The organism is Streptomyces sp. NBC_00271 (genome assembly GCF_036178845.1).
In the GTDB taxonomy this organism is placed as follows: domain Bacteria; phylum Actinomycetota; class Actinomycetes; order Streptomycetales; family Streptomycetaceae; genus Streptomyces.
In genome coordinates, this window is the sequence record NZ_CP108070.1 from 9,094,623 (window position 1) to 9,112,518 (window position 17,896).

General features: G+C 68.5%; 19 protein-coding genes and 4 pseudogenes. 11 read left to right on the plus strand and 12 right to left on the minus strand.

All coding sequences use genetic code 11. The features are described from left to right. Positions 1 to 337: 337 nt before the first annotated feature. Both OG798_RS41140 and OG798_RS41145 read right to left on the minus strand, forming a co-directional pair. Complete coding sequence (locus tag OG798_RS41140; protein WP_267063255.1) at positions 338 to 2,107, minus strand: thiamine pyrophosphate-dependent enzyme; 1,770 nt, start codon at positions 2,105 to 2,107, stop codon at positions 338 to 340. Positions 2,108 to 2,147: 40 nt separating this feature from the next. After that, positions 2,148 to 3,716: an FMN-binding glutamate synthase family protein gene (locus OG798_RS41145; protein WP_413253664.1), complete on the minus strand. Its 1,569-nt coding sequence runs from the start codon at positions 3,714 to 3,716 to the stop codon at positions 2,148 to 2,150. 266 nt (positions 3,717 to 3,982) lie between these two features. On the opposite strand from OG798_RS41145, the gene OG798_RS41150 reads away from it, so the two are divergent. From OG798_RS41150 to OG798_RS41170, 4 genes are all read left to right on the plus strand, one after another. Then, complete coding sequence (locus tag OG798_RS41150; RefSeq protein WP_097224293.1) at positions 3,983 to 4,333, plus strand: PRC domain containing protein; 351 nt, start codon at positions 3,983 to 3,985, stop codon at positions 4,331 to 4,333. 529 nt (positions 4,334 to 4,862) lie between these two features. Further along, positions 4,863 to 5,207 (plus strand): hypothetical protein, encoded by a 345-nt coding sequence (locus tag OG798_RS41160; RefSeq protein WP_095851769.1) that lies wholly within the window; start codon positions 4,863 to 4,865, stop codon positions 5,205 to 5,207. Positions 5,208 to 5,259: 52 nt separating this feature from the next. Next, positions 5,260 to 6,228, plus strand: coding sequence for an LLM class F420-dependent oxidoreductase (locus OG798_RS41165; protein ID WP_267063258.1), 969 nt, complete (start codon positions 5,260 to 5,262; stop codon positions 6,226 to 6,228). A 19-nt stretch (positions 6,229 to 6,247) separates the two neighbouring features. Next, positions 6,248 to 6,925 carry an HAD family hydrolase gene (locus tag OG798_RS41170; RefSeq protein WP_121414549.1) on the plus strand — a complete coding sequence of 226 codons (678 nt, stop codon included), beginning with the start codon at positions 6,248 to 6,250 and terminating at the stop codon, positions 6,923 to 6,925. A gap of 23 nt (positions 6,926 to 6,948) precedes the next feature. On the opposite strand, the pseudogene OG798_RS41175 reads toward OG798_RS41170, so the two are convergent. Further along, positions 6,949 to 7,177 (minus strand): annotated as a pseudogene (locus OG798_RS41175) (DUF5133 domain-containing protein). A 203-nt stretch (positions 7,178 to 7,380) separates the two neighbouring features. Here OG798_RS41175 and OG798_RS41180 point away from each other — a divergent pair. Then, positions 7,381 to 7,773 (plus strand): STAS domain-containing protein, encoded by a 393-nt coding sequence (locus tag OG798_RS41180; RefSeq protein ID WP_328758667.1) that lies wholly within the window; start codon positions 7,381 to 7,383, stop codon positions 7,771 to 7,773. Here the strand turns inward: OG798_RS41180 and OG798_RS41185 are convergent. From OG798_RS41185 to OG798_RS41195, 4 genes and pseudogenes are all read right to left on the minus strand, one after another. Then, a complete protein-coding gene (locus OG798_RS41185) occupies positions 7,660 to 8,628 on the minus strand; it encodes a transaldolase family protein (protein WP_328758668.1) in 969 nt (322 codons plus the stop codon). The genes OG798_RS41180 and OG798_RS41185 overlap by 114 nt on opposite strands. Before the next feature lie 5 nt (positions 8,629 to 8,633). Then, positions 8,634 to 8,765 (minus strand): annotated as a pseudogene (locus OG798_RS56695) (transaldolase family protein); the annotation flags it as partial. A gap of 150 nt (positions 8,766 to 8,915) precedes the next feature. Further along, positions 8,916 to 9,311, minus strand: a complete 396-nt coding sequence (locus OG798_RS41190; protein WP_095858369.1) for a DUF2267 domain-containing protein — start codon at positions 9,309 to 9,311, stop codon at positions 8,916 to 8,918. Between the two features lie 107 nt (positions 9,312 to 9,418). Beyond that, on the minus strand, positions 9,419 to 9,853 hold the full coding sequence (locus OG798_RS41195) for an Hsp20/alpha crystallin family protein (RefSeq protein WP_095851767.1): 435 nt from the start codon (positions 9,851 to 9,853) through the stop codon (positions 9,419 to 9,421). A gap of 127 nt (positions 9,854 to 9,980) precedes the next feature. Here OG798_RS41195 and OG798_RS41200 point away from each other — a divergent pair, with 127 nt between their 5' ends. After that, positions 9,981 to 10,631 (plus strand): type III effector protein, encoded by a 651-nt coding sequence (locus OG798_RS41200; RefSeq protein ID WP_328758669.1) that lies wholly within the window; start codon positions 9,981 to 9,983, stop codon positions 10,629 to 10,631. Positions 10,632 to 10,974: 343 nt separating this feature from the next. Beyond that, entirely contained in the window at positions 10,975 to 11,364 is a 390-nt protein-coding gene (locus tag OG798_RS41205; RefSeq protein ID WP_328758670.1) for a MarR family winged helix-turn-helix transcriptional regulator, read from the plus strand. Between the two features lie 258 nt (positions 11,365 to 11,622). Here OG798_RS41205 and OG798_RS41210 read toward each other — a convergent pair whose 3' ends face one another. From OG798_RS41210 to OG798_RS41220, 3 genes are all read right to left on the minus strand, one after another. Continuing rightward, on the minus strand, positions 11,623 to 12,462 hold the full coding sequence (locus OG798_RS41210; RefSeq protein WP_121414546.1) for an RNA polymerase sigma factor SigF: 840 nt from the start codon (positions 12,460 to 12,462) through the stop codon (positions 11,623 to 11,625). A 212-nt stretch (positions 12,463 to 12,674) separates the two neighbouring features. Beyond that, on the minus strand, positions 12,675 to 13,028 hold the full coding sequence (locus OG798_RS41215) for a PRC-barrel domain-containing protein (RefSeq protein WP_121414545.1): 354 nt from the start codon (positions 13,026 to 13,028) through the stop codon (positions 12,675 to 12,677). A gap of 334 nt (positions 13,029 to 13,362) precedes the next feature. Continuing rightward, positions 13,363 to 13,533: a hydrophobic protein gene (locus OG798_RS41220; RefSeq protein WP_095851763.1), complete on the minus strand. Its 171-nt coding sequence runs from the start codon at positions 13,531 to 13,533 to the stop codon at positions 13,363 to 13,365. 183 nt (positions 13,534 to 13,716) lie between these two features. Here OG798_RS41220 and OG798_RS41225 point away from each other — a divergent pair, with 183 nt between their 5' ends. Further along, positions 13,717 to 13,893: a CsbD family protein gene (locus OG798_RS41225; RefSeq protein WP_261691944.1), complete on the plus strand. Its 177-nt coding sequence runs from the start codon at positions 13,717 to 13,719 to the stop codon at positions 13,891 to 13,893. On the opposite strand, the gene OG798_RS56700 is transcribed toward OG798_RS41225, so the two are convergent. Then, on the minus strand, positions 13,880 to 14,269 hold the full coding sequence (locus OG798_RS56700) for an STAS domain-containing protein (protein ID WP_413253665.1): 390 nt from the start codon (positions 14,267 to 14,269) through the stop codon (positions 13,880 to 13,882). The genes OG798_RS41225 and OG798_RS56700 overlap by 14 nt on opposite strands. A gap of 8 nt (positions 14,270 to 14,277) precedes the next feature. Between OG798_RS56700 and OG798_RS41235 the strand changes: the two are divergent. Then, positions 14,278 to 14,490 (plus strand): annotated as a pseudogene (locus tag OG798_RS41235) (alpha/beta fold hydrolase); the annotation flags it as partial. A gap of 310 nt (positions 14,491 to 14,800) precedes the next feature. Here OG798_RS41235 and OG798_RS41240 read toward each other — a convergent pair. Continuing rightward, positions 14,801 to 15,189 (minus strand): annotated as a pseudogene (locus OG798_RS41240) (ATP-binding protein). A 799-nt stretch (positions 15,190 to 15,988) separates the two neighbouring features. Between OG798_RS41240 and OG798_RS41245 the strand changes: the two are divergent. Next, positions 15,989 to 16,327, plus strand: a complete 339-nt coding sequence (locus tag OG798_RS41245) for a MerR family transcriptional regulator (protein WP_095851760.1) — start codon at positions 15,989 to 15,991, stop codon at positions 16,325 to 16,327. A gap of 1,116 nt (positions 16,328 to 17,443) precedes the next feature. Then, positions 17,444 to 17,800 carry an STAS domain-containing protein gene (locus tag OG798_RS41250; RefSeq protein WP_183127085.1) on the plus strand — a complete coding sequence of 119 codons (357 nt, stop codon included), beginning with the start codon at positions 17,444 to 17,446 and terminating at the stop codon, positions 17,798 to 17,800. The last annotated feature ends 96 nt before the right edge of the window (positions 17,801 to 17,896 follow it).

Here is a 17,896-nt window from a genome sequence, read left to right on the forward strand (position 1 = left end):
TTCTGCGGCCTGTGCGGCCGAGGAATTCAGTGGCGGTCAGCAGCTATGGGCACATGCCACGGCGGGGCAACAGACTCACCGGAGCGGGATGAAAGGATTTGACGGGGGCACTCGGTTCTCTGCGGCACCGATGGGTGCTGTTCCCCGAAGGAAAGAGAAACTCGTGTACATAGGTCTGGGTACTGTCGTCGTCATCATTGTCATCGTCGCTGTCGTCATGATGCTGCGCCGCCGCTGAACCGTGGCCCTGGTGCCGCACGATCAGTCATGACCACAGCCCGCCCGGATTTCCTTTCCCGGATCCCCGGGCGGGCATGGTCGCTTTCGGCGGAGGGGGTCAGTCGTGGGTTTCGTCGCCGTGGCTGCGCAGCCGTTCCTTCATCTTGGCGACGGCGAAGCCCCAGCCCTGTTCGACGGTGGGCTTGGCGGGGACGGCGATCTCGTCCGGGTTGGTGAGGACGTCGAGGAGGACGGGGCCGGGGGTGGCGAAGGCGCGGCCTACGGCGTCGTCGAGGTCGGCGGGGTCGGTGACGCGGATGCCGGTGATGCCGATGGCGGTGGCGACGGCGGCGAAGTCGGGGTTGTCCAGGACGGTTCCGAACTCCGGGAGACCGGCTTGCTCTTGTTCCAGCTTCACCATGCCCAGGCGGCGGTTGTCGAAGACGACGAGCTTGACCGGCAGTCGGCAGGACTTGAGGGTGATGAGGTCGCCGAGGAGCATGCTCAGACCGCCGTCGCCACAGAACGCGACGACCTGGCGGTCCCGGTCCAGATACTGCGCGCCGAGTGCCTGCGGCATGGCGTTGGCCATGGAGCCCAGGTTGTAGGAGCCCAGCAGCCGACGCGTCCCGCGCATCTCGACGAACCGCGAGAGCCAGACGGTGGCCATTCCGGTGTCCGAGGTGAAGATCGCGTCGTCGGAGGCGTTGCGGTCCACGGCGGCGGCCAGTGCTTCCGGGCGGATGTCGTGTTCGCGGTTGTCGAGCGCGGAGCGGGCCCTGCCGACCAGACTCTTGTCGTGTGCGGGATCGGCGAGGCGTGCCTGGCCCTCACGCCAGCTCAGGAAACGTTCCCGTGCCTGGTTCAGGTGTCCGCGGTCGTGTGCGCCGTCCGACCCGGACGACCCGCCCGGCTCGGCGGTCAGGTGGGCGAGCAGGTCGCGCACGGTGGCACCCGCGTCGCCGACGAGGCCGATGTCCACCGGCACGCGGCGGCCGATGTGCGCCGGTTCGGTGTCGACCTGGATGACGGTGCGGCCCTCGGGATACCAGTCGCGGTAGGGGAAGTCGGTGCCCAGCAGGAGCAGGGTGTCCGCGGACTGCATGGCGCCGGCCGCCGCGGGGTTGCCGATCAGTCCGGTCTGGCCGACTTGGAAGGGGTTGTCGCCCTCGAAGCCCTCCTTGGCCTTCAACGTCAGCACCATCGGAGCCGCGAGGCGGTCCGCCAGCGCGAGGACGTCTCCGCGGGCGGCGCGGGCGCCCTGCCCGACCAGCAGGGTGATCCGGTCCGCGTGGTCGAGGAGCTCGGCGGCCCGGCGTACGGCGGACGCTTCGGGGCGGGTGGTGGGCGTGGTCAGGGAGAAGCGGGCCGGACGGTCGGCGTGCAGTTCCCGGTCGCCGATGTCGCCCGGCACGGTGAGGACCGCGACGCCCTTGTGGCCCAGGGCGTTGCGTACCGCCGTCTCGAGGAGCTGTGGCAGTTGGTCGGGGTCGGTGATGGTGGCGCGGAAGACCGCCACGTCACGGAAGAGCAGGTCGTTGTCGACTTCCTGGAAGGCGTCGCTGCCCAGCTCGGACAGGGGGACCTGGCCGGCGATGGCCAGGACGGGCGTACGGCTCTTGGCCGCGTCGTAGAGGCCGTTGAGGAGGTGCACGGAACCGGGGCCGACCGTGCCCATGCACACCCCCAGGCGGTCGGTGAGCTGGGACTGGGCGCTCGCGGCGAAGGCCGCCGCCTCCTCGTGACGGCAGCCCACCCACTCCACGTCGTCGGTGGTGCGGATGGCGTCGGTGAGCGGGTTGAGCGCGTCTCCCACGACGCCGAACACCTGGCGGACGCCGAGTTCGCTCAGGGCGTCCACGATGACGCGGGCGACGGTTCGTGCCACGGTTTCCTCCAGGTCGGACGGTGAAGTGAGCGGTCGTGGGTCAGATGGTGAAGTGGTCCGGGTCGGCGGCCTTCCAGTCGGTCGCCCAGTCGGCGGGCGGCTCGACCAGCAGTTGTCCGGGGGAGAGCCACTCGTACAGGTCGTCGTAGGAGCGCACGGTCTGCGCGTCGATGCGGCGCCGCAGCATGTGCGGGTGGAGCTGTGCGGGGTCGGTGATTCCCATGGAGGCCATGATCTGCAGTGCACTGCCTACGGTGGCCTCCTGCAGGCGGCGCACCCGCTCGGCCTTGTCGCCGACGTCCAGCGCGCGGGCTCGCCGCGGGTCCTGGGTGGTGACGCCGACGGGGCAGGTGTTGGTGTGGCAGCGCTGGGCCTGGATGCAACCGACCGCGAACATCATGGCGCGGGCCGCGTTGCCGTAGTCGGCGCCCTGGACCAGGCGTTTGACGAGGTCGGCCCCGGTGGCGATCTTGCCGCTGGCGCCGATCCGGATCTGCTCCCGCAGGCCCACGCCGACCAGGGCGTTGTGCACGGTCATCAGACCCTCGGTGAGCGGGGTGCCGACGTGGTCGGCGAATTCGAGCGGTGCGGCACCTGTGCCGCCCTCCCCGCCGTCGACGATGATGAAGTCGGGTGCGGTGCCCTCCTCGAGCATCGCCTTGCACACGGCGAGGAACTGGCGCCGTGAACCGGGGCACAGCTTGAAACCGGCCGGCTTGCCGCCGGACAACTCCCGCATCCGCGCGACGAATTGGACGAGTTCACGCGGGGTGGCGAACACGCTGTGGTACGGGGGCGAGATGACCGTCTGTCCCTGGGGGACGTCCCTCACCTTGGCGATCTCCGCGTTGACCTTCGCTCCGGGCAGTACACCCCCGATACCGGGTTTGGCGCCCTGCGACAGCTTGAGTGACACGCACTTGACGCTGTCGCCCGACGCCTTCTCGGCGAACTCCCCGGCATCGAAGTCCCCGTCCCGGGTCCGGCAGCCGAAGTAGCCGGTGCCGATCTCCCAGACCAGGTCACCACCCGGGCGCAGGTGGTACTCCGACAGCCCGCCCTCACCGGTGTCGTGCGCGAAACCGCCCGCCGCGGCCCCCTTGTTGAGCGCCAGTACGGCGTTGGCCGACAGCGAGCCGAAGCTCATCGCGGAGACGTTCAGCAGGGCCATGTCGTACGGCCGGGTGCAGTCCGGACCCCCGATCCGTACGCGCCCCGGGTGCTCGGGCACCGGGCGGGGAGCCATCGAGGGAACCAGGTACTCGTAGCCCGCCTGGTACACGTCGCGTTCGGTGCCGAACGGCTCCTCCGCGGCGCTGCCCTTGGCTCGCTCGTACACGATGCTGCGGATGTCCCGGTCGAAGGGCCGCCCGTCGAAGTTCCGCTCGACGAAGTACTGCTGCAGTTCGGGACGGATGCGCTCCAGCAGGAAGCGGGCGTGCCCGATCACCGGGTAGTTGCGCAGCACCGAGTGCCGTCGCTGGGTCAGGTCCCACACACCGATGACACCGAGCACGGCGAGCGGCACCGCCGCGAGCCACCACCAGGGCGACACCACGACGGCCACACCGGCCACTGCGAGGGCGGCGCCCACGACCACCGCGATCATTCCGATTCTCAACACGACCCACGGGTAACCCGCTTGGCCCGTCTCATGCGGGCCGACCGTGCCGACCGCCCGTTCTTGGCTGTCAAAACGGTTGTGTTGATTCTTGTACTTGTCTTGCCCTGATATTCGGTGGTGCAGGGTTCGCCATCAATAAATGGATGAGGGTGTGGGACGGAAAACCGTGGGCACTCGACCTACCGAGGGTCGCCCACCGAAATACTGGACGGGCTTCCTCGCTATTCACGTATTGCAAGGGGAGGTTTTGTATGACGGACAACATGTGGGGCTACCAGGCCGAGTCGGGTCACCAGACGGGGACGGACTTGACCGGATTCAAGGTCGAGGCGAGCGACGGTTCGATCGGCAAGGTCGACAAGCACTCCGAGGATGTCGGGGCCGCGTACATCGTCGTCGACACCGGAGTGTGGATCTTCGGCAAGCAGGTTCTGCTCCCTGCCGGTGTCATCTCGACCATTGACGTCGCGGAGCGGACGATCCACGTCGGCCGTACCAAGGAAGAGATCAAGAACTCCCCCGAGTTCGACAAGGACAAGCACGCCGGTGACTCCGGCTACCACGAGCAGGTCGGCGGCTACTACGGAGACCACCGAGCCTGACCGTCGCGGCAGTACACAGGGGCGGGCACCGGCGTTCTGCCGGTGCCCGCCCTTCGCCGTGCCCGGTCCGGGACCCCAGGGTCCGGAGCGCCAGGGTCCGCATCATCGTCGGCCGTCGGGGTACCCGCGCCTGACACCCACCCTGCGCGAGGAAGCGAGAACACCGTGAGCGAGCGCCGCCCGGAAGCCCCCGGAAACAGAGGGGGGCCGAAACCGAAGCCGATCCCCAGGGACCCGCCCGATCAGCAGGCCGGCGCCGACGAACAGCGCGAGCCGGAGGGGCACGATCGGGAGGTCCCCGACCCGAGGATCCCCGACACGGATGAGGCCGGCACCGGGCGGAGGGGTGCCGGGCATTCCGGCAGTACGCGTCCGGGGCATCCCGTGCCCGACGAATCGACGGGTTGACGCCCCGCGCGCCGGGGGAGCCGAGGCGGGATCCGCTCGGCCGTGTGCTGTCGCCATTCGTGAACGGGTGCGTCTGATCACCCACGTCCCGCCGTATTCAAGTTTGAGGAGAGTGAGCCCGATGGCCACCGTGTCGCTCACCGGAGCGTCCAAGGAGGACGCCGCCACCGTCTTCGGCGTCCTGAGGACGGCGTTCCCCACCGACCGTCCTGCCGACGACGTACCCCAGGAGCAGCCGGGCGACCACTCCGCCGTGTGGAGCGCGGAGTTCGAGCCGACGCAGGAGTGGATCCCGGCCGATCCCATTCCGCTGGACGGCTCGGTCTCCGCCACACTCCAGGGCGCCTACGTCGCCGTTGACCAACTGTTCGAGGCCCTGAGCACGGCGTTCGCCGTGGACCACTGGGGCGCGGCGTCGGGAGACCAGGAGAAGGAGGTCGACCTGCGGCTCACGACGAAGCGGTGACGGGACAGGAAGCCGTCCTCGCGAGACTCCGACCCACGAGGAGATGAGCGACATGGTGCAGATCGGGTACACGATGATGACCGAGCAGGCCGGCCCGCGAGAACTCGTCGGCCATGTGGTCGGCGCCGAACGGGCAGGCTTCGACTTCTCGGTCACGTCCGACCACTACTTCCCCTGGCTGGAGTCCCAGGGCCACGCCTCCTACGCGTGGAGCGTGCTCGGTGCCGCCGCGCAGGCCACCGAACACATCCCCCTCATGACCTACGTGACATGCCCGACGACCCGCTACCACCCGGCGGTCGTCGCCCAGAAGGCCGCCACCCTGCAACTCCTCTCCCAGGGACGTTTCCGCCTTGGGCTCGGCTCAGGGGAGAACCTCAACGAGCACGTGGTGGGCGGCGGTTGGCCCGCCGCGCACGTCCGCCTGGAGCGGCTGGAGGAGGCCGTGGAGATCATCCGCTCGCTCTTCGCGGGGGAGAACGTCAACTACCACGGCGCCCATTTCGACGTGGAGAACACCAAGTTGTGGGATCTCCCCGACAGGCCCCCGCCGATCGGTGTCGCCGTCTCCGGCGACCGCTCCTGCCAACTCGCGGGCCGTCTGGCCGACTTGCTGATCGCGACGGAACCCAGGCCGGAACTGATCTCCGCGTTCGAGGGCCACGGCGGCACGGGCAAGTCCAAGGTCGGCCAGCTGCCGATCTGTTACGACACCGACCGTGAAGCCGCGATCGCCCGCGCCCACGACCAGTTCCGCTGGTTCGGCGGCGGTTGGCCGGTCAACTCCGAACTGCCAGGGCCTGCCGCGTTCGCGAGTGCCACGCAGTTCGTACGGCCCGAGGACGTGGCCGAGTCCATCCCGTGCGGTGACGATGTGGAGGCGGTCGTCGAGGCCGTACGCCCTTACGCCGACGCGGGGTTCACGGAGGTCGCGCTCGTCCAGATCGGCGGCGACCACCAGGAGCCGTACCTGGAGTGGGCGGAGCGGAAGCTGCTGCCCGCCCTCCGCTACGAACTGTGAGAGGGCGAGGGCACCCGCGATGACCACGAAACGCGCCGCGATCTTCGACGTCGACGGAACACTCGTCGACACCAACCACCTGCACGTCGTCACCTGGTGGGAGGCGTTTCGGCAGGCGGGTCACCAGGTCCCCATGCGGGACGTCCACCGGGCCGTGGGACTCAGCGGCGGCGACCTGCTGGACCACCTGCTCGGCGACGGCGACGACCGCGATCCCGACGAGGACGAGCAGCTCACTGCCGCTCATCACGCCCTCTACGCCACGTACTTCGAGCGGCTGCCGGCGCTGGACTCGGCGGGCGACCTGCTGCGCGCCCTGGCCGGGCGGGGCTGGACGATCGTCCTGGCGACCTCGGCGAGCGGCGCCGAACTGGCCGCGCTACGGCGTGCCATCGACGCGGACGACGTCATCCTCGGGGCGGCCAGCGCGGACGACGTATCCGACGGAAAACCAGCCCCCGACCCCGTCCGACAGGCCAGGGAACTCGCCGGTGTGCCCAGCGAACGGGCCGTGTTCGTCGGCGACACCGTCTGGGACATGAAGGCCGCCGTACGGGACGGAGTGCTTCCGGTGGCGGTCCTGTCCGGCGGGATTCCCCGCGCGGACCTGGAGGCCGCCGGTGCCCACGCGGTCTACCGTGACGCCGCCGACATCCTCGCCCACCTGGACTCCGGCGTCTTCGCCGACAAGGAGTGAGGGGGAGGTGTGGGAACGAGAGGTCAGCCGCCGGTGAGTACGGCGTCGCCCTGCGCGGGTGCCGTGCGGGCGGCGGCAGGCGGCGTCGAGGGCGTCCTCGACGGTCCGGGTGCCGGTGGACACACAGAGCGTGCAGGCGACGTCGTCCATCCGTCGCCGTGCGGTGGCGCCGCCGTTCTCGGCGTGCAGTGTGCACAGGGTCTCGTACTGCTCGACCAGGTCCTTCAGCACCGCGGGGTGAGCCATCAGCACCAGGGGTCTCCACTCACGTGAACCTGTCATCGACGGTGCGGGTACCCCCGACCCGCATGCCTATACCGCGAGTTGACGCGATGCGCGAGTCAGGGCCCGTAGACGCGCCCTGCCCCGAGTGGCGTGCCAGGAGTAGGGTTCGAGTGCGCCCAAGCCCCCGGTGTTGCCAGTGCCGTATGAGCCGGTCCGATGAGCCGAGGTGCGTGACGGTGGTTCCCTTCGAGGTCGCCGAACGGCGTGGACGCTGGATCCGTCCGGCGGTCGCGCTGCGGGGCGAGGCCGATCTGGAGTCCGTCCCCCAGATGCGTACGGCCATCGAGCTCTGTCTGCGTGGGCCCGGCCGGCAGATGGCCATCGACGTGTCCGCGCTCACGTTCTGTGACGTCAGCGGACTCAACGCCTTCCTGGACGGTGCCGAGCACGCCGCGGACTCGGGCCGGCGCCTGACACTGCGACGGCCGTCGGCCCAGGTCGTACGCCTGCTAGCGCTCGCCGGCTGCGCGGAGATCCTGCTGGGACGGCGGGCGGCCCGGCAGGGCTCGGGGTGCCGCCTGCTCGTGCGCGACCTCCGCCGCCGAGCCCGAGGAGGCCCGTGAACTCGGCGAGTTCGGTGGACCGGTGAGCTGAGTGAGCGATGACCCCGGTGCGCAGACCGCCGCGTGACCCAGCGTGTGTGCCGCCGCCGCGAGGAGCAGTTCCTCAAGGGTCGCGGTCTGGTGCTCGGCGCGTTCCAGGAGGGCGTCGAGGTGTTCGGCGTAGAGACGGTCGTCGTCCTCGGCCAGGACGCGCAGGGTGCGCCAGCAGGACGCCTTGCCCTGGACGCCGAGGAGCATGGACTCCAGTTCGAGGACGTCACTGAGCGGTGAGCGGGAGAAGAGGCGCCCGTTGGGCTTGAGCCGCCCGGCCTTCTCGGTCAGCCGGCCGAGCGCGACCTTGGGGTGATCGGTGGAGACGCCCAGGTCGAACATGATCTGCACCAGGGAGTCGTGGTCCTCCTCGACCTGTTTGGCCAGTGTGGAGAAGGCGGTGGCCCGCTCCTCGTCCCGCTGTCCCTGCGCGGCACGGCGGCAGAGTTCCAGGCCGCCGGTCGCTCCCGCCAGATGGTCGTTGAGGTAGATCGCCAGCAGAGCAGGGGCGTTCGACGATTCCCCCGACGGCCCGGTGCCGTCCTCGGAGGCATCGGCGTCGGCCCGCATCTCACGGTCCACGGTGGCGCCCAGCTCGGCCCAACTGTCCTCGAACTTGGCCAGGCCCTCGCGTTCCAGGGTGTCGGTTACGTCCATGAAGTCGATGCCGGTGCGGCCCAGTTCCTCGAAGTGGGCGGCGGCCGAGGCGTAGGTGTCGGCGACGGGGGCGGCGGCCGGTACGTGGCCGTGGTCGGCGAACGCGTCGAGCGTGCTCGCCGGCATGGTGTTCACGGTCCCTGGGACGACCAGTTCGCTCACGTACATGGTGTCTCTTCGAGACCGGTCAGACGGGCGTCCTGGACGGCACGGTAGCGCTCCAGCGAGAAGACGAGGGTGACGTTGACGCTGATGCCCCGGCCGATGACGGTGGTGATCGCCGCCAGGCCCTCGCGGGTGGCGGGCCGGGTCGGGCAGTCGCAGGTTCACGCAGCGGAAGCATCGGGAGTGATTTCCTTTCTCGGGCAAGGGCGTTGTCGCCTGTGGGAAGGGCCGGCCGGGGTGAGTGCCGGCCGGCCCTGCTGAATTGATGAGCGGGTCACGCGTTCCTGGGCTCAGGCGTGCTCGGGACGGCCGAAGAGGAGGTCGTAGCCCGGGGGGAGCTGGAGCAGGATGCGGCGGGTGAGTTCCTCGCCCGCCGCATCGGCGGTCACGCTCAGTACGGCGCTGACGTCCCAGGCCGCGGTCTGTTCGGTGGCTCCCTCGATCCACGCCGCGGTGGCCCGCAGGAACCGCTCCGGCGGGAGGGGCTCGGTGGCCTGCAGCGGGTTGAGAAGAACCAGGGCGAAGGTCTCCGGGAGCCGGGCGGCCAGCTCGGCGCGGACCTCACCCACCAGATGCGCGCCCAGCAGGGCCAGAACGGTACGCGCGGCCCGTTCGGCTTCCTGGGGGGTGGTGTACTCGCCGCGTTCCTGCACGTGGTCGAGGAATGCTTCCCATCGCATGGCCACCACTGCCCCCTTCACGTCGTTGTGTGATGGACGTAGGGCGGAGGACGGGACCAGAGGGGGGATCGATGCCCGTCCTCCGCCGTCGGCGCGGCCGGGGAACTGGCTCCTCAGCCGCCGATCTGCTTGTGCTCGGACTCCCCGCCGATCGCGATCTTGCGGGGCTTGGCGCGCTCGGCGATCGGGATCCGCAGGGTCAGCACCCCCGCTTCGTAGCCGGCCGTGATGCGCTCGGTGTCCAGGGTGTCGGCCAGCACCAGCTGGCGGGAGAAGACACCCAGGGGCCGCTCGGAGAGCTCCATCTGTACGTCGTCGGTCTTCACGACCGGGCGGCGCTCGGCCTTGACGGTGAGCATGTTCCGTTCGACATCGATGTCGATCGCGTCCTTCGCGACACCGGGCAGGTCGAGGGCGATCACGTACTCCTCGCCCTCACGGTAGGCGTCCATCGGCATCGCCGAGGGCCTGGACCAGGTACCGGTCACACCCGTCAGCTGCTGGGCAAGCCGGTCGAGTTCGCGGAACGGGTCGGTGCGCATCAACATCGCGAATACACCTCCACAGGTCTGGCAGGAACTGCCAATGCGCTTCGTCTGACACCGTTGTAACATGTCATCCAAACGATGACAAGTAAGGTGTCGTCCAAAGGGTGACAATGCCGAGAGGATCTCCGTGAACGCCTCCCCCGAGCCCCGCGACCCCACCTCGTTCTTCGCTGCCGCGGCAGCGCTGAACACGATCAACGAAGCCGTCCGCACCGCCCAGACCCCCCAGAGCGGAGCGCACCCACAGGACGGACAAGCCAGTGCGGACCAGGCCCTGGCCGCACTCCTCCTGCTGCGTGAACTGCGCGACCAACTCGCAGGATGGGAACCTGGACTGATCGAGGCAGCCCGGGCAGCAGGCTCCAGCTGGGCGGACCTCGCCCACCCGCTCGGCGTCGCCAGCCGCCAGGCCGCCGAACGCCGCTACCTGCGCGTACGCCCCGGAACACCCGGCACCACCGGCGAACAGCGCGTACAAGCCACCCGCAACCGCCGGGCCGCCGACCGCACCATCACCACCTGGGCCCGGACCAACGCCGCCGAACTACGCCAACTCGCCGGCCAGATCACCGCCCTCACCGACCTCCCCGCTCGTGCTCGCACACCTCTGGCCCGGCTCGCCGACGCCCTCGCCGACAACGACGCCGCCAACCTCATCGCCCCACTCGCCGACACCCGCACACACCTCAAGCCCAACCACCCCGACCTCGCAGCCCGCATCGCCACCATCACCCACCACACCGACCAACTCCGCCAGACCGGCGACGCCCACTACTGAACACCGGAGGGCCATTGCGCTCCCGATCGGCGGGTGTGCTCCGGTCTGCGGCATTGATGCCAGAAGCCGGTCGCCCTGGAGTGACGGTGGTACGGATGCGCTGCACGGGCACCCGTCCACGCAATCTTTGTCGGAGTTAGAGAAGCGCGTGAGGCAGGCACGCACATCAGGAGCCGGCGCTATGACCGAGCTCCAAGGGGGCATATCGTCATACGTCAGAGGACGGCATACTCGTTGGCCACGCCGACGGCCAAGGGTCTCGTCGGCTGGATCGGACTCTGGCGCCGTCCGACCACGCGTGCATGACCCTAATCAGGAACCAGGCCCCGCGGATGGAAAACGCATGCCCGAGCGCATCAGCTCCAGTTTCGACCCCGTCCGCGCCGCGGCCCGCCAGGCCAGCAGCATCGCCGAACTCCTCGACGTCATGTGGGAACAAGACCGCAACGACGGGCCGCCTCCGTATCTCTCTGTCTCCCAGCTGCGCGTGATGTACATCGTCGACCACAAGAACGGAATCCGCATGCGGGCGCTCACCCGGCTCCTGGGCGCATCGCCGCCCTCCGTCTGCCGCTTGGTCGACCGCCGGCCGTGCCCCGACAGCCGCCGCGAAGTCACGCTGTGCGTGACCCCCCCGCCGGACGTAGACACCTGGCCCAGGTCTGTGAACGGCGCGACCAACTTCTCCTCCAGGCTCTCGACAGCATGCCCAGCCACCAGCGCACCGCACTGACCGAAGGTCTTGCCGGACTGCAGCAAGCACTGATCGACCAGCCCATGCTCCGCCTCGTCCCCTAGGACTCCCCACCCGCGCCGACGCCACGAGACCCAGCCCGGTCCCCCCAGCATTCCGGTACCGATCACCCAGATTTGTCCGCCCATCCACACGGGAGGTACAGGAAGGCGCCCTCACCGACATGCCGTGACGCGAACCGGTGGTGTTTCCCCCCTGGTGGGGGAAACACCACCGGTTCGCTGCGGGCCGCTGCGGTCAGCTGGTGGTGAGCATGCCTTCACGGAGCTTGACGAGGGTGCGGTTGAGGAGGCGGGAGACGTGCATCTGGGAGATGCCGAGCTGTTCGCCGATCTGAGCCTGGGTGAGTTCCTCGACGAACCGCATGTGGATAATGCGCCGTTCCCGGTCGTCAAGTTGGGCGATCATCGGGGCGAGGGCGTTGAAGTCCTCGACGAGTTCGAGAGCGTTGTCATCGATGCCGATGAAGTCGGCCAGCACCGCTTCGCCGTCCTCGCTGGAGCTGATGGTGGCGTCGAGGGAGGAGGAGTTGTAGCCGTTGGAAGCCAGACGCGCTTCGTTGACCTCCTCCTCGCTCAGGCACATCAGCTGCGAGAGTTCCTTGACGGTGGGCATGCGCCCCAGTCGGCTGCGGAGTTCCTCGGTGGCTTTGGCGAGCTGGATGCGGGCTTCCTGCAGACGGCGGGGGACGTGGACCGCCCACGAGGTGTCGCGGAAGAAGCGCTTGATCTCACCGACGATGTAGGGGACGGCGAAGGAGGTGAACTCGACCTCGCGGGACAGCTCGAACCGGTCGATGGCCTTGATCAGTCCGATCGTGCCGACCTGGACGATGTCCTCCATCTCGTCCTGGCCCCGACTGCGGAAGCGCCCGGCCGCGTACTGGACGAGGGACATGTTCATCTCGATGAGCGTGTTGCGCGCGTACTGGTACTCGGGCGTGCCCTCTTCCAGAACGCCGAGCTGGTCGAAGAACAGCCTGGACAACTGCCGGGCGTCCTTGGGGGCGACCTGCGACGGGTCCGCGATCTCGGGCAGCACCACGGTCCGTGCCTCTGCCGTCTTCGTCACTGTCATGTCAGGCCCCTCCTGTGCGATCCAGGCTTCGTGTCACCGGCCCCTTGTGCGGCGGCAACAGACGGCGTACCCGGGTTCGAAGAATGCATGCCAGGTGATTTTAGAGCGGACCCAGCGCACCCGGTTTTTGCCCAATGGGGTGGTCTGGGCCGTGAGAAGTGGGGCCCGCCGGAGCGTCTCCGGCGGGCCCCACTTCCGGGGTGGTGCTGAGGTCAGGCGTGTCGGTGGTTCTGGTAGTAGCCGCCGACCTGCTCGTGGTAGTCGGCGTCGCCGACGTGCTTGTCCTTGTCGAACTCGGGGGAGTCCTTGATCTGGGCCTTGGTGAGGTCGACGTAGATCTTCCGCTCGGCCAGGTCAACCGTTTTCACGGTCCCGGCCGGCAGCAGAACGTGCTTGCCGAAGATCCACACGCCGGTGTCGACGACGAGGTAGGCGGAGCTGACGTCGTCCGAGTGCTTGTCGACCTTCCCGATGCTGCCGTCGGTGGCCTCGACCTTCCATCCGGTCAGGTCGGTGCCCGCGGTGTAGCCGGTGGTCGGCTGGTAGCCCCAGATGTTGTCACTCATAAAGAACGGCTCCCTTGTCGAATTCCTTGCTGCTGCCGCAGCAGAACTGCGGAGTTACAGACGTCATCGAATTCGGTGACGCTTCCTCAGAAAGCCGGGTGCCCCGGCCTCCCGGACCCCACACATCATGCCGAGAAGAATTGCGGATGGCCGGAGGTGCCGTGCTGGAGGCCACGGTTCCTGGCGTCACGGCCACCTCCGGCCATGACCTCCAGGTACCCCGAAGCGGCAGAATCACCACTTTTATCCCTGTGGTAACAGGAAGACAGGAAACGGGTGGGGCCCGACGCCGCGGCGTCGGGCCCCACCCGTATGGGTGCGCTGTTCAGGCCGCTTACCAGCGGTACCAGCGGCCGCGCTTGCCACCGCTTGCTGTGGGGCGGATCACGAAGCCGAGGATCCACACGATCAGCACGATGACGGCGATCCACCACAGGGCCTTGAGTGCGAAACCGGCACCGAAGAGAATCAGGGCGAGCAGAAGAACAAGAAGAATAGGAACCATAGTTATCAACCTCCGCCCCCTCGTGTGCCCCGCGTGGCGATCTCCATTCCTGCGGACCTCGCGTACTTCGTAGAGAGCCCGGAGCTGCGAGGAGTTTGTGCGGCGGCCTTCCGGTTTAAAGAGTGGAATCCAGGGCGACACGGAGGGTGAAACTTCCTTCAAGCGAGACAGGAGTGAGTGGTTGTGGCTGCGGACGAGAAGGCTCAGGCCAAGGGTGAGCAGGCCAGGGGCAAGATCAAGAAGGTCGTCGGCGATGCGGTCGGCAACGAGTCCCTGAAGGCCGAGGGTCACGCCGAGGAGTCCAAGGGCGACCTGCGCGAGGCCAAGGAGAAGGCCAAGGACGCCATCAAGCCCAAGTAGGCGCACCACTTTTGATCCCGGCAGCCACGTCCGTGGGCTGCCGGGATTTGTGCTGTCCTGCCCCCCAGCAGCCGAACAGATCCGCTTGGCGCACGTGATGAGGTCGGGTCCGATGCTCACCCGTGCACGGGGCGCCGTGCCGACGCCGTGATGACGTGAATCCCACGCGGTACTGCTGCCGGGTTGGATGGTGAAGACCTGGTCCAGGCCGACAACGGTGAGGATGTGGAGGGTGTTGGCGGGGAACGGCGGCCAGGGTCATGTCTGCGTCGGCGGCTTGGGCGCGTTGGCGGGCGGCGAGGAGAGCGGTGATGCCGGTGGAGTCGCAGTACTCCAGGCCGGACAGGTCGGTGACCAGGTCCTGGCCCGGGTCCAGATGGGCCGGTGGTGGTGCTGGCGCACGGGTTCGGCTGTGATCAGAACATGTGGCGGCTGGCCGTGCCCGCCCTGGCCGAGCGGTACCGGGTGGTGCTGTTCGACTACGTAGGCTCCGGCGGCTCGGATCCGTCGGTCTTCAGCCCCGAGCGGTACTCCTCGCTGAAGGGCTATGCCCACGATGTGGTGGAGATCTGTGAGGAGCTGGACCTGCGGCGAGCCCGCCAGTGACCGTCACATTGTTCCTGCTGCGGATATCCGTACCGCCATACTCCCACCCAGCCGCAAGCGGACTTCGGCCGCCGTCCGCGAGGCGCGTAGCCCAATCCCGCAGAGCGCCGCAGGACCGGGCACCTGGTGTTCTGCCGCCTCCCCCCTTCTGGCGTGCCTTGGCGGCGGGTCGGTGCGGGCAGACGTCAGCACCCGTCCATCCGGAAGATGCCCCCTTAACCGCGGAATTCCAGGTCTGAGCCCCGCATGGCGCTGTACGTGAAAGCGGGCCGGTCATGCCGTCGGTGCTGGCGTCTTGGTGCTACCGGTGAAGGAGAGTGCTGACGGTTTTGCCGCCGGCGGCCTGGCGGGTCACGGCGGTGGCGTGGGCGAGGCGGTTGACCATGGGCCAGCCGAAGCCTCCAGTGCCGCCGTTCAGGTCGGGGGTGCGCATGCGCGGCGCCTGCGGACTGCGGTCATGCACGGCTACTTCGATGCTGCCGGGTGCGCGGTCAGGTCCAGGGTGCAGGTGCCGCCGCCGTGGCGCAGGGCGTTGGTGACGAGCTCCGAGACCACCAGGACCACGGTTTCGGCAGCCTCCGCCGCGACCGCCGGCACGAGCCCTTCGAGGAATTCCCGGGTGCTCTCGCGAGCGTCGGCAACGGATGTCGTGGAGCGGACGGCTGCGGCGCTGACGCTCATGGTGTCCATCAGGTCCCCCGGTTTTGAGATCGTCGTCGCTACACGAGGCCGATTATCTCGCTGCCGAACAACCGAAAATCTATGTTGGCTGGAGTAGACATTGGGTGATCGACTGGCTATGGTTTCTCTCGTAGCCCAGAGAGACAGCAGGGCCCGGCAGACACGAACTACCGGGCAGCGGTACGCAGGACGGTGCGGTGGTGGAGTTTCGAAGCCAGGGTGGTTGCAGGACGGCGACGGGACTGACGACCGGACCGGGTGGCCCGCAGTGAACAGGGGCCACCGTGAGCAGGACCGCAGTTGATGCAGTGGCAGTACCAGTAAGTGCAGTTCGCAAGGCCCAGCAGTGAAGAGAGCGAGCGGTACCTCGGTGAAGGCGTCGGCTGCGGGCGCGCGCACCGGGAAGTTCGGCAGTGGGGTTCCAAGCCAGAGCAGACGCAGGACGGGCGACGGGGCTGGCTGCCGGAAAGTGGCGCTGTGACAGGTCACCGAGCGGTTCGCAATACCAGCAGTACGCAGGAGAGCAGTACCAGCAGTTAGTTGATCCAAGAGGGAAAGAACGGAGGGGCCGAGAGCCATCAGGATCGCCCGGGCGGAAGTCGTGAGCCCGGGTACCGCAGGACATCGATAGTGAGGTGGTCTCCGGTCGAGCAACCGCGATCCCCGCACAAGCCCTCATCCCCCGTGAGCTGGTGCGGACTCAGAAGGCCGGCGCAGTATCAGGGCCGGCAGATGGTGTAGCAGTTCCTTCGGGGCCCTGGCGTGAACAGCGCCAGGGCCCCTCCACGCGTTCCATGAGAGAGGTGCAATGACAGCAGACGACTCGTTCGGCCGTCTCGATGACGACGACTACCCCGCCTACACGATGGGCCGGGCCGCCGAGATGCTCGGCACCACCCAGGGCTTCCTCCGCGCCATCGGTGAAGCGCGCCTGATCACCCCGCTGCGCTCCGCGGGCGGACACCGCCGTTACTCGCGCTACCAGCTGCGCATCGCCGCTCGCGCCCGGGAACTCGTCGACCAGGGCACTCCGATCGAGGCCGCCTGCCGCATCGTCATCCTCGAAGACCAGCTCGAAGAAGCGCAGCGCATCAACGCCGAGTACCGCCGCGCCGCCGGATCAGCGAACCCGACAACCGCCGCCTGAGGCGGCCAGGACGTGCAACCCGCGCTTCACTGCCTGTCACCCTCGCAGGTCGCCAGCGACGCGCAACGTGCTGCGCAGCTTCGCCTTCCACGGCCGCGGAGCTGGAGCGATCGGACGCACGCAGGCTCGCTTCCTCCCTTGTGCGTGAGCAGCTGGGGCGCTTATGGCGGTCGATAGCGGCTGTGAGGGCTAGGTTGATGCAGTCTCCCCGTGCCGTTCGGGCGTGGTGGTTGAGGCTGCTTCCCGCAGCACAGTGAGCCTGCGGCGTTCCACGAGCGCCGGGCCCACCTCGGCTCCCGCAGATGCCGCGGCCCGGTGCGTCCCTGGCGGCCAGCTTCGAGACCGGGTTTCCGCGCTTCCGGGTTGTGCCCGTGGGGAGTGCTCGATGCGGACGGTACGGGGGCCACGTCTCGCAAGGCACACGGTCGCCGGGCGGCCGGCGGCCGTCGCCATGAGCGGACAGCAACTGCCGAGACCGGTCCGGTTATGTGGTCGCCGTGGTGAGGGCGATGTCCGCGGTGATGCGCTTGCCGAGGAGTGTCCGCTCGACAGTGACGCTCTGGGCAAGTGCTCGGACGGTCTCAAGGCCGTGCTGGCCCACGCGTTCGGGATCGGGGGCTTGGCGGCCGGTACGACGGGATTGCTGTCCCAGAGTTCAACCCGCACCACGGCACCGGTGACCCGCAGACGCAAAAGGGCCGGTCCCGGCGGGTACTTGCGGGCGTTCGTGACCAGTTCGCTGACGATCAGCTGGACGATCTCGACCGTGGCGGTCACCACCGGGATGCCTTGGTCGTCTCGCGCCGTCGTCAGGAAAGCCGATGCCAGATGGCGGGCCTGGGCTATGCGGGAGCCGTCGCTGTCCAGCGCGAGCGATGCCTCCAGCAGCGAGGCCGCCCCGCCGTCGGCCCCACTCGTCTCGTCCATCCGTGCCCGCTTCCCTCTCCCCGCCCGCTACCCCTTTTAGGGCCGGGTATGCCGGGTATGCCCGACCGGAACGTTACCCTCCAGCACAGTTACACGGGGGCAGCGCCCTTATGGGGTGTAGCGCTTCCGGTGCCCTCTTTGGGGGCGTTGGCGGTGCCGCAGAGGATTGTTGAAGGACACGCGTCAGACATGCACGAGACGGCCGGGCAGGGCGCCCGGCCTATGATCAACCAGGCAACCGCCGCAGGCATCCGCGTCCTGGCGCCGAGCGGCGAAGTCGACGCCGGTAACGTCCACCTCCTGCGGCAGGCCCTCCGCATAGACGGCGCCAGAGCGTCGCGGACGCTTCTCGACCTCGGTGCGCTCGCCTTCCTGGATGCCAGCGCCATCAGTGCCCTGGCCGCCGCGCAACGCGATGCAGCGTCCGCCGACGGCTGGATCCGGCTGGCGTCCTTGAGGGCAACGGTTCAGCGGGTCGTTGAAATGGTTGGTCTCGACACGGTCATTCCTTGCTACCCCACGCTTCGTCAAGCCCTTACTTCCTGACGCCAGGCAACGGCGCCCCGCTCCCGGTCAGCGGTCGGACTCTCGCCGCAGGTCGTCAGGAGTGCGGGGCGCCCGTCGGGCAGACGGCGAACGAAC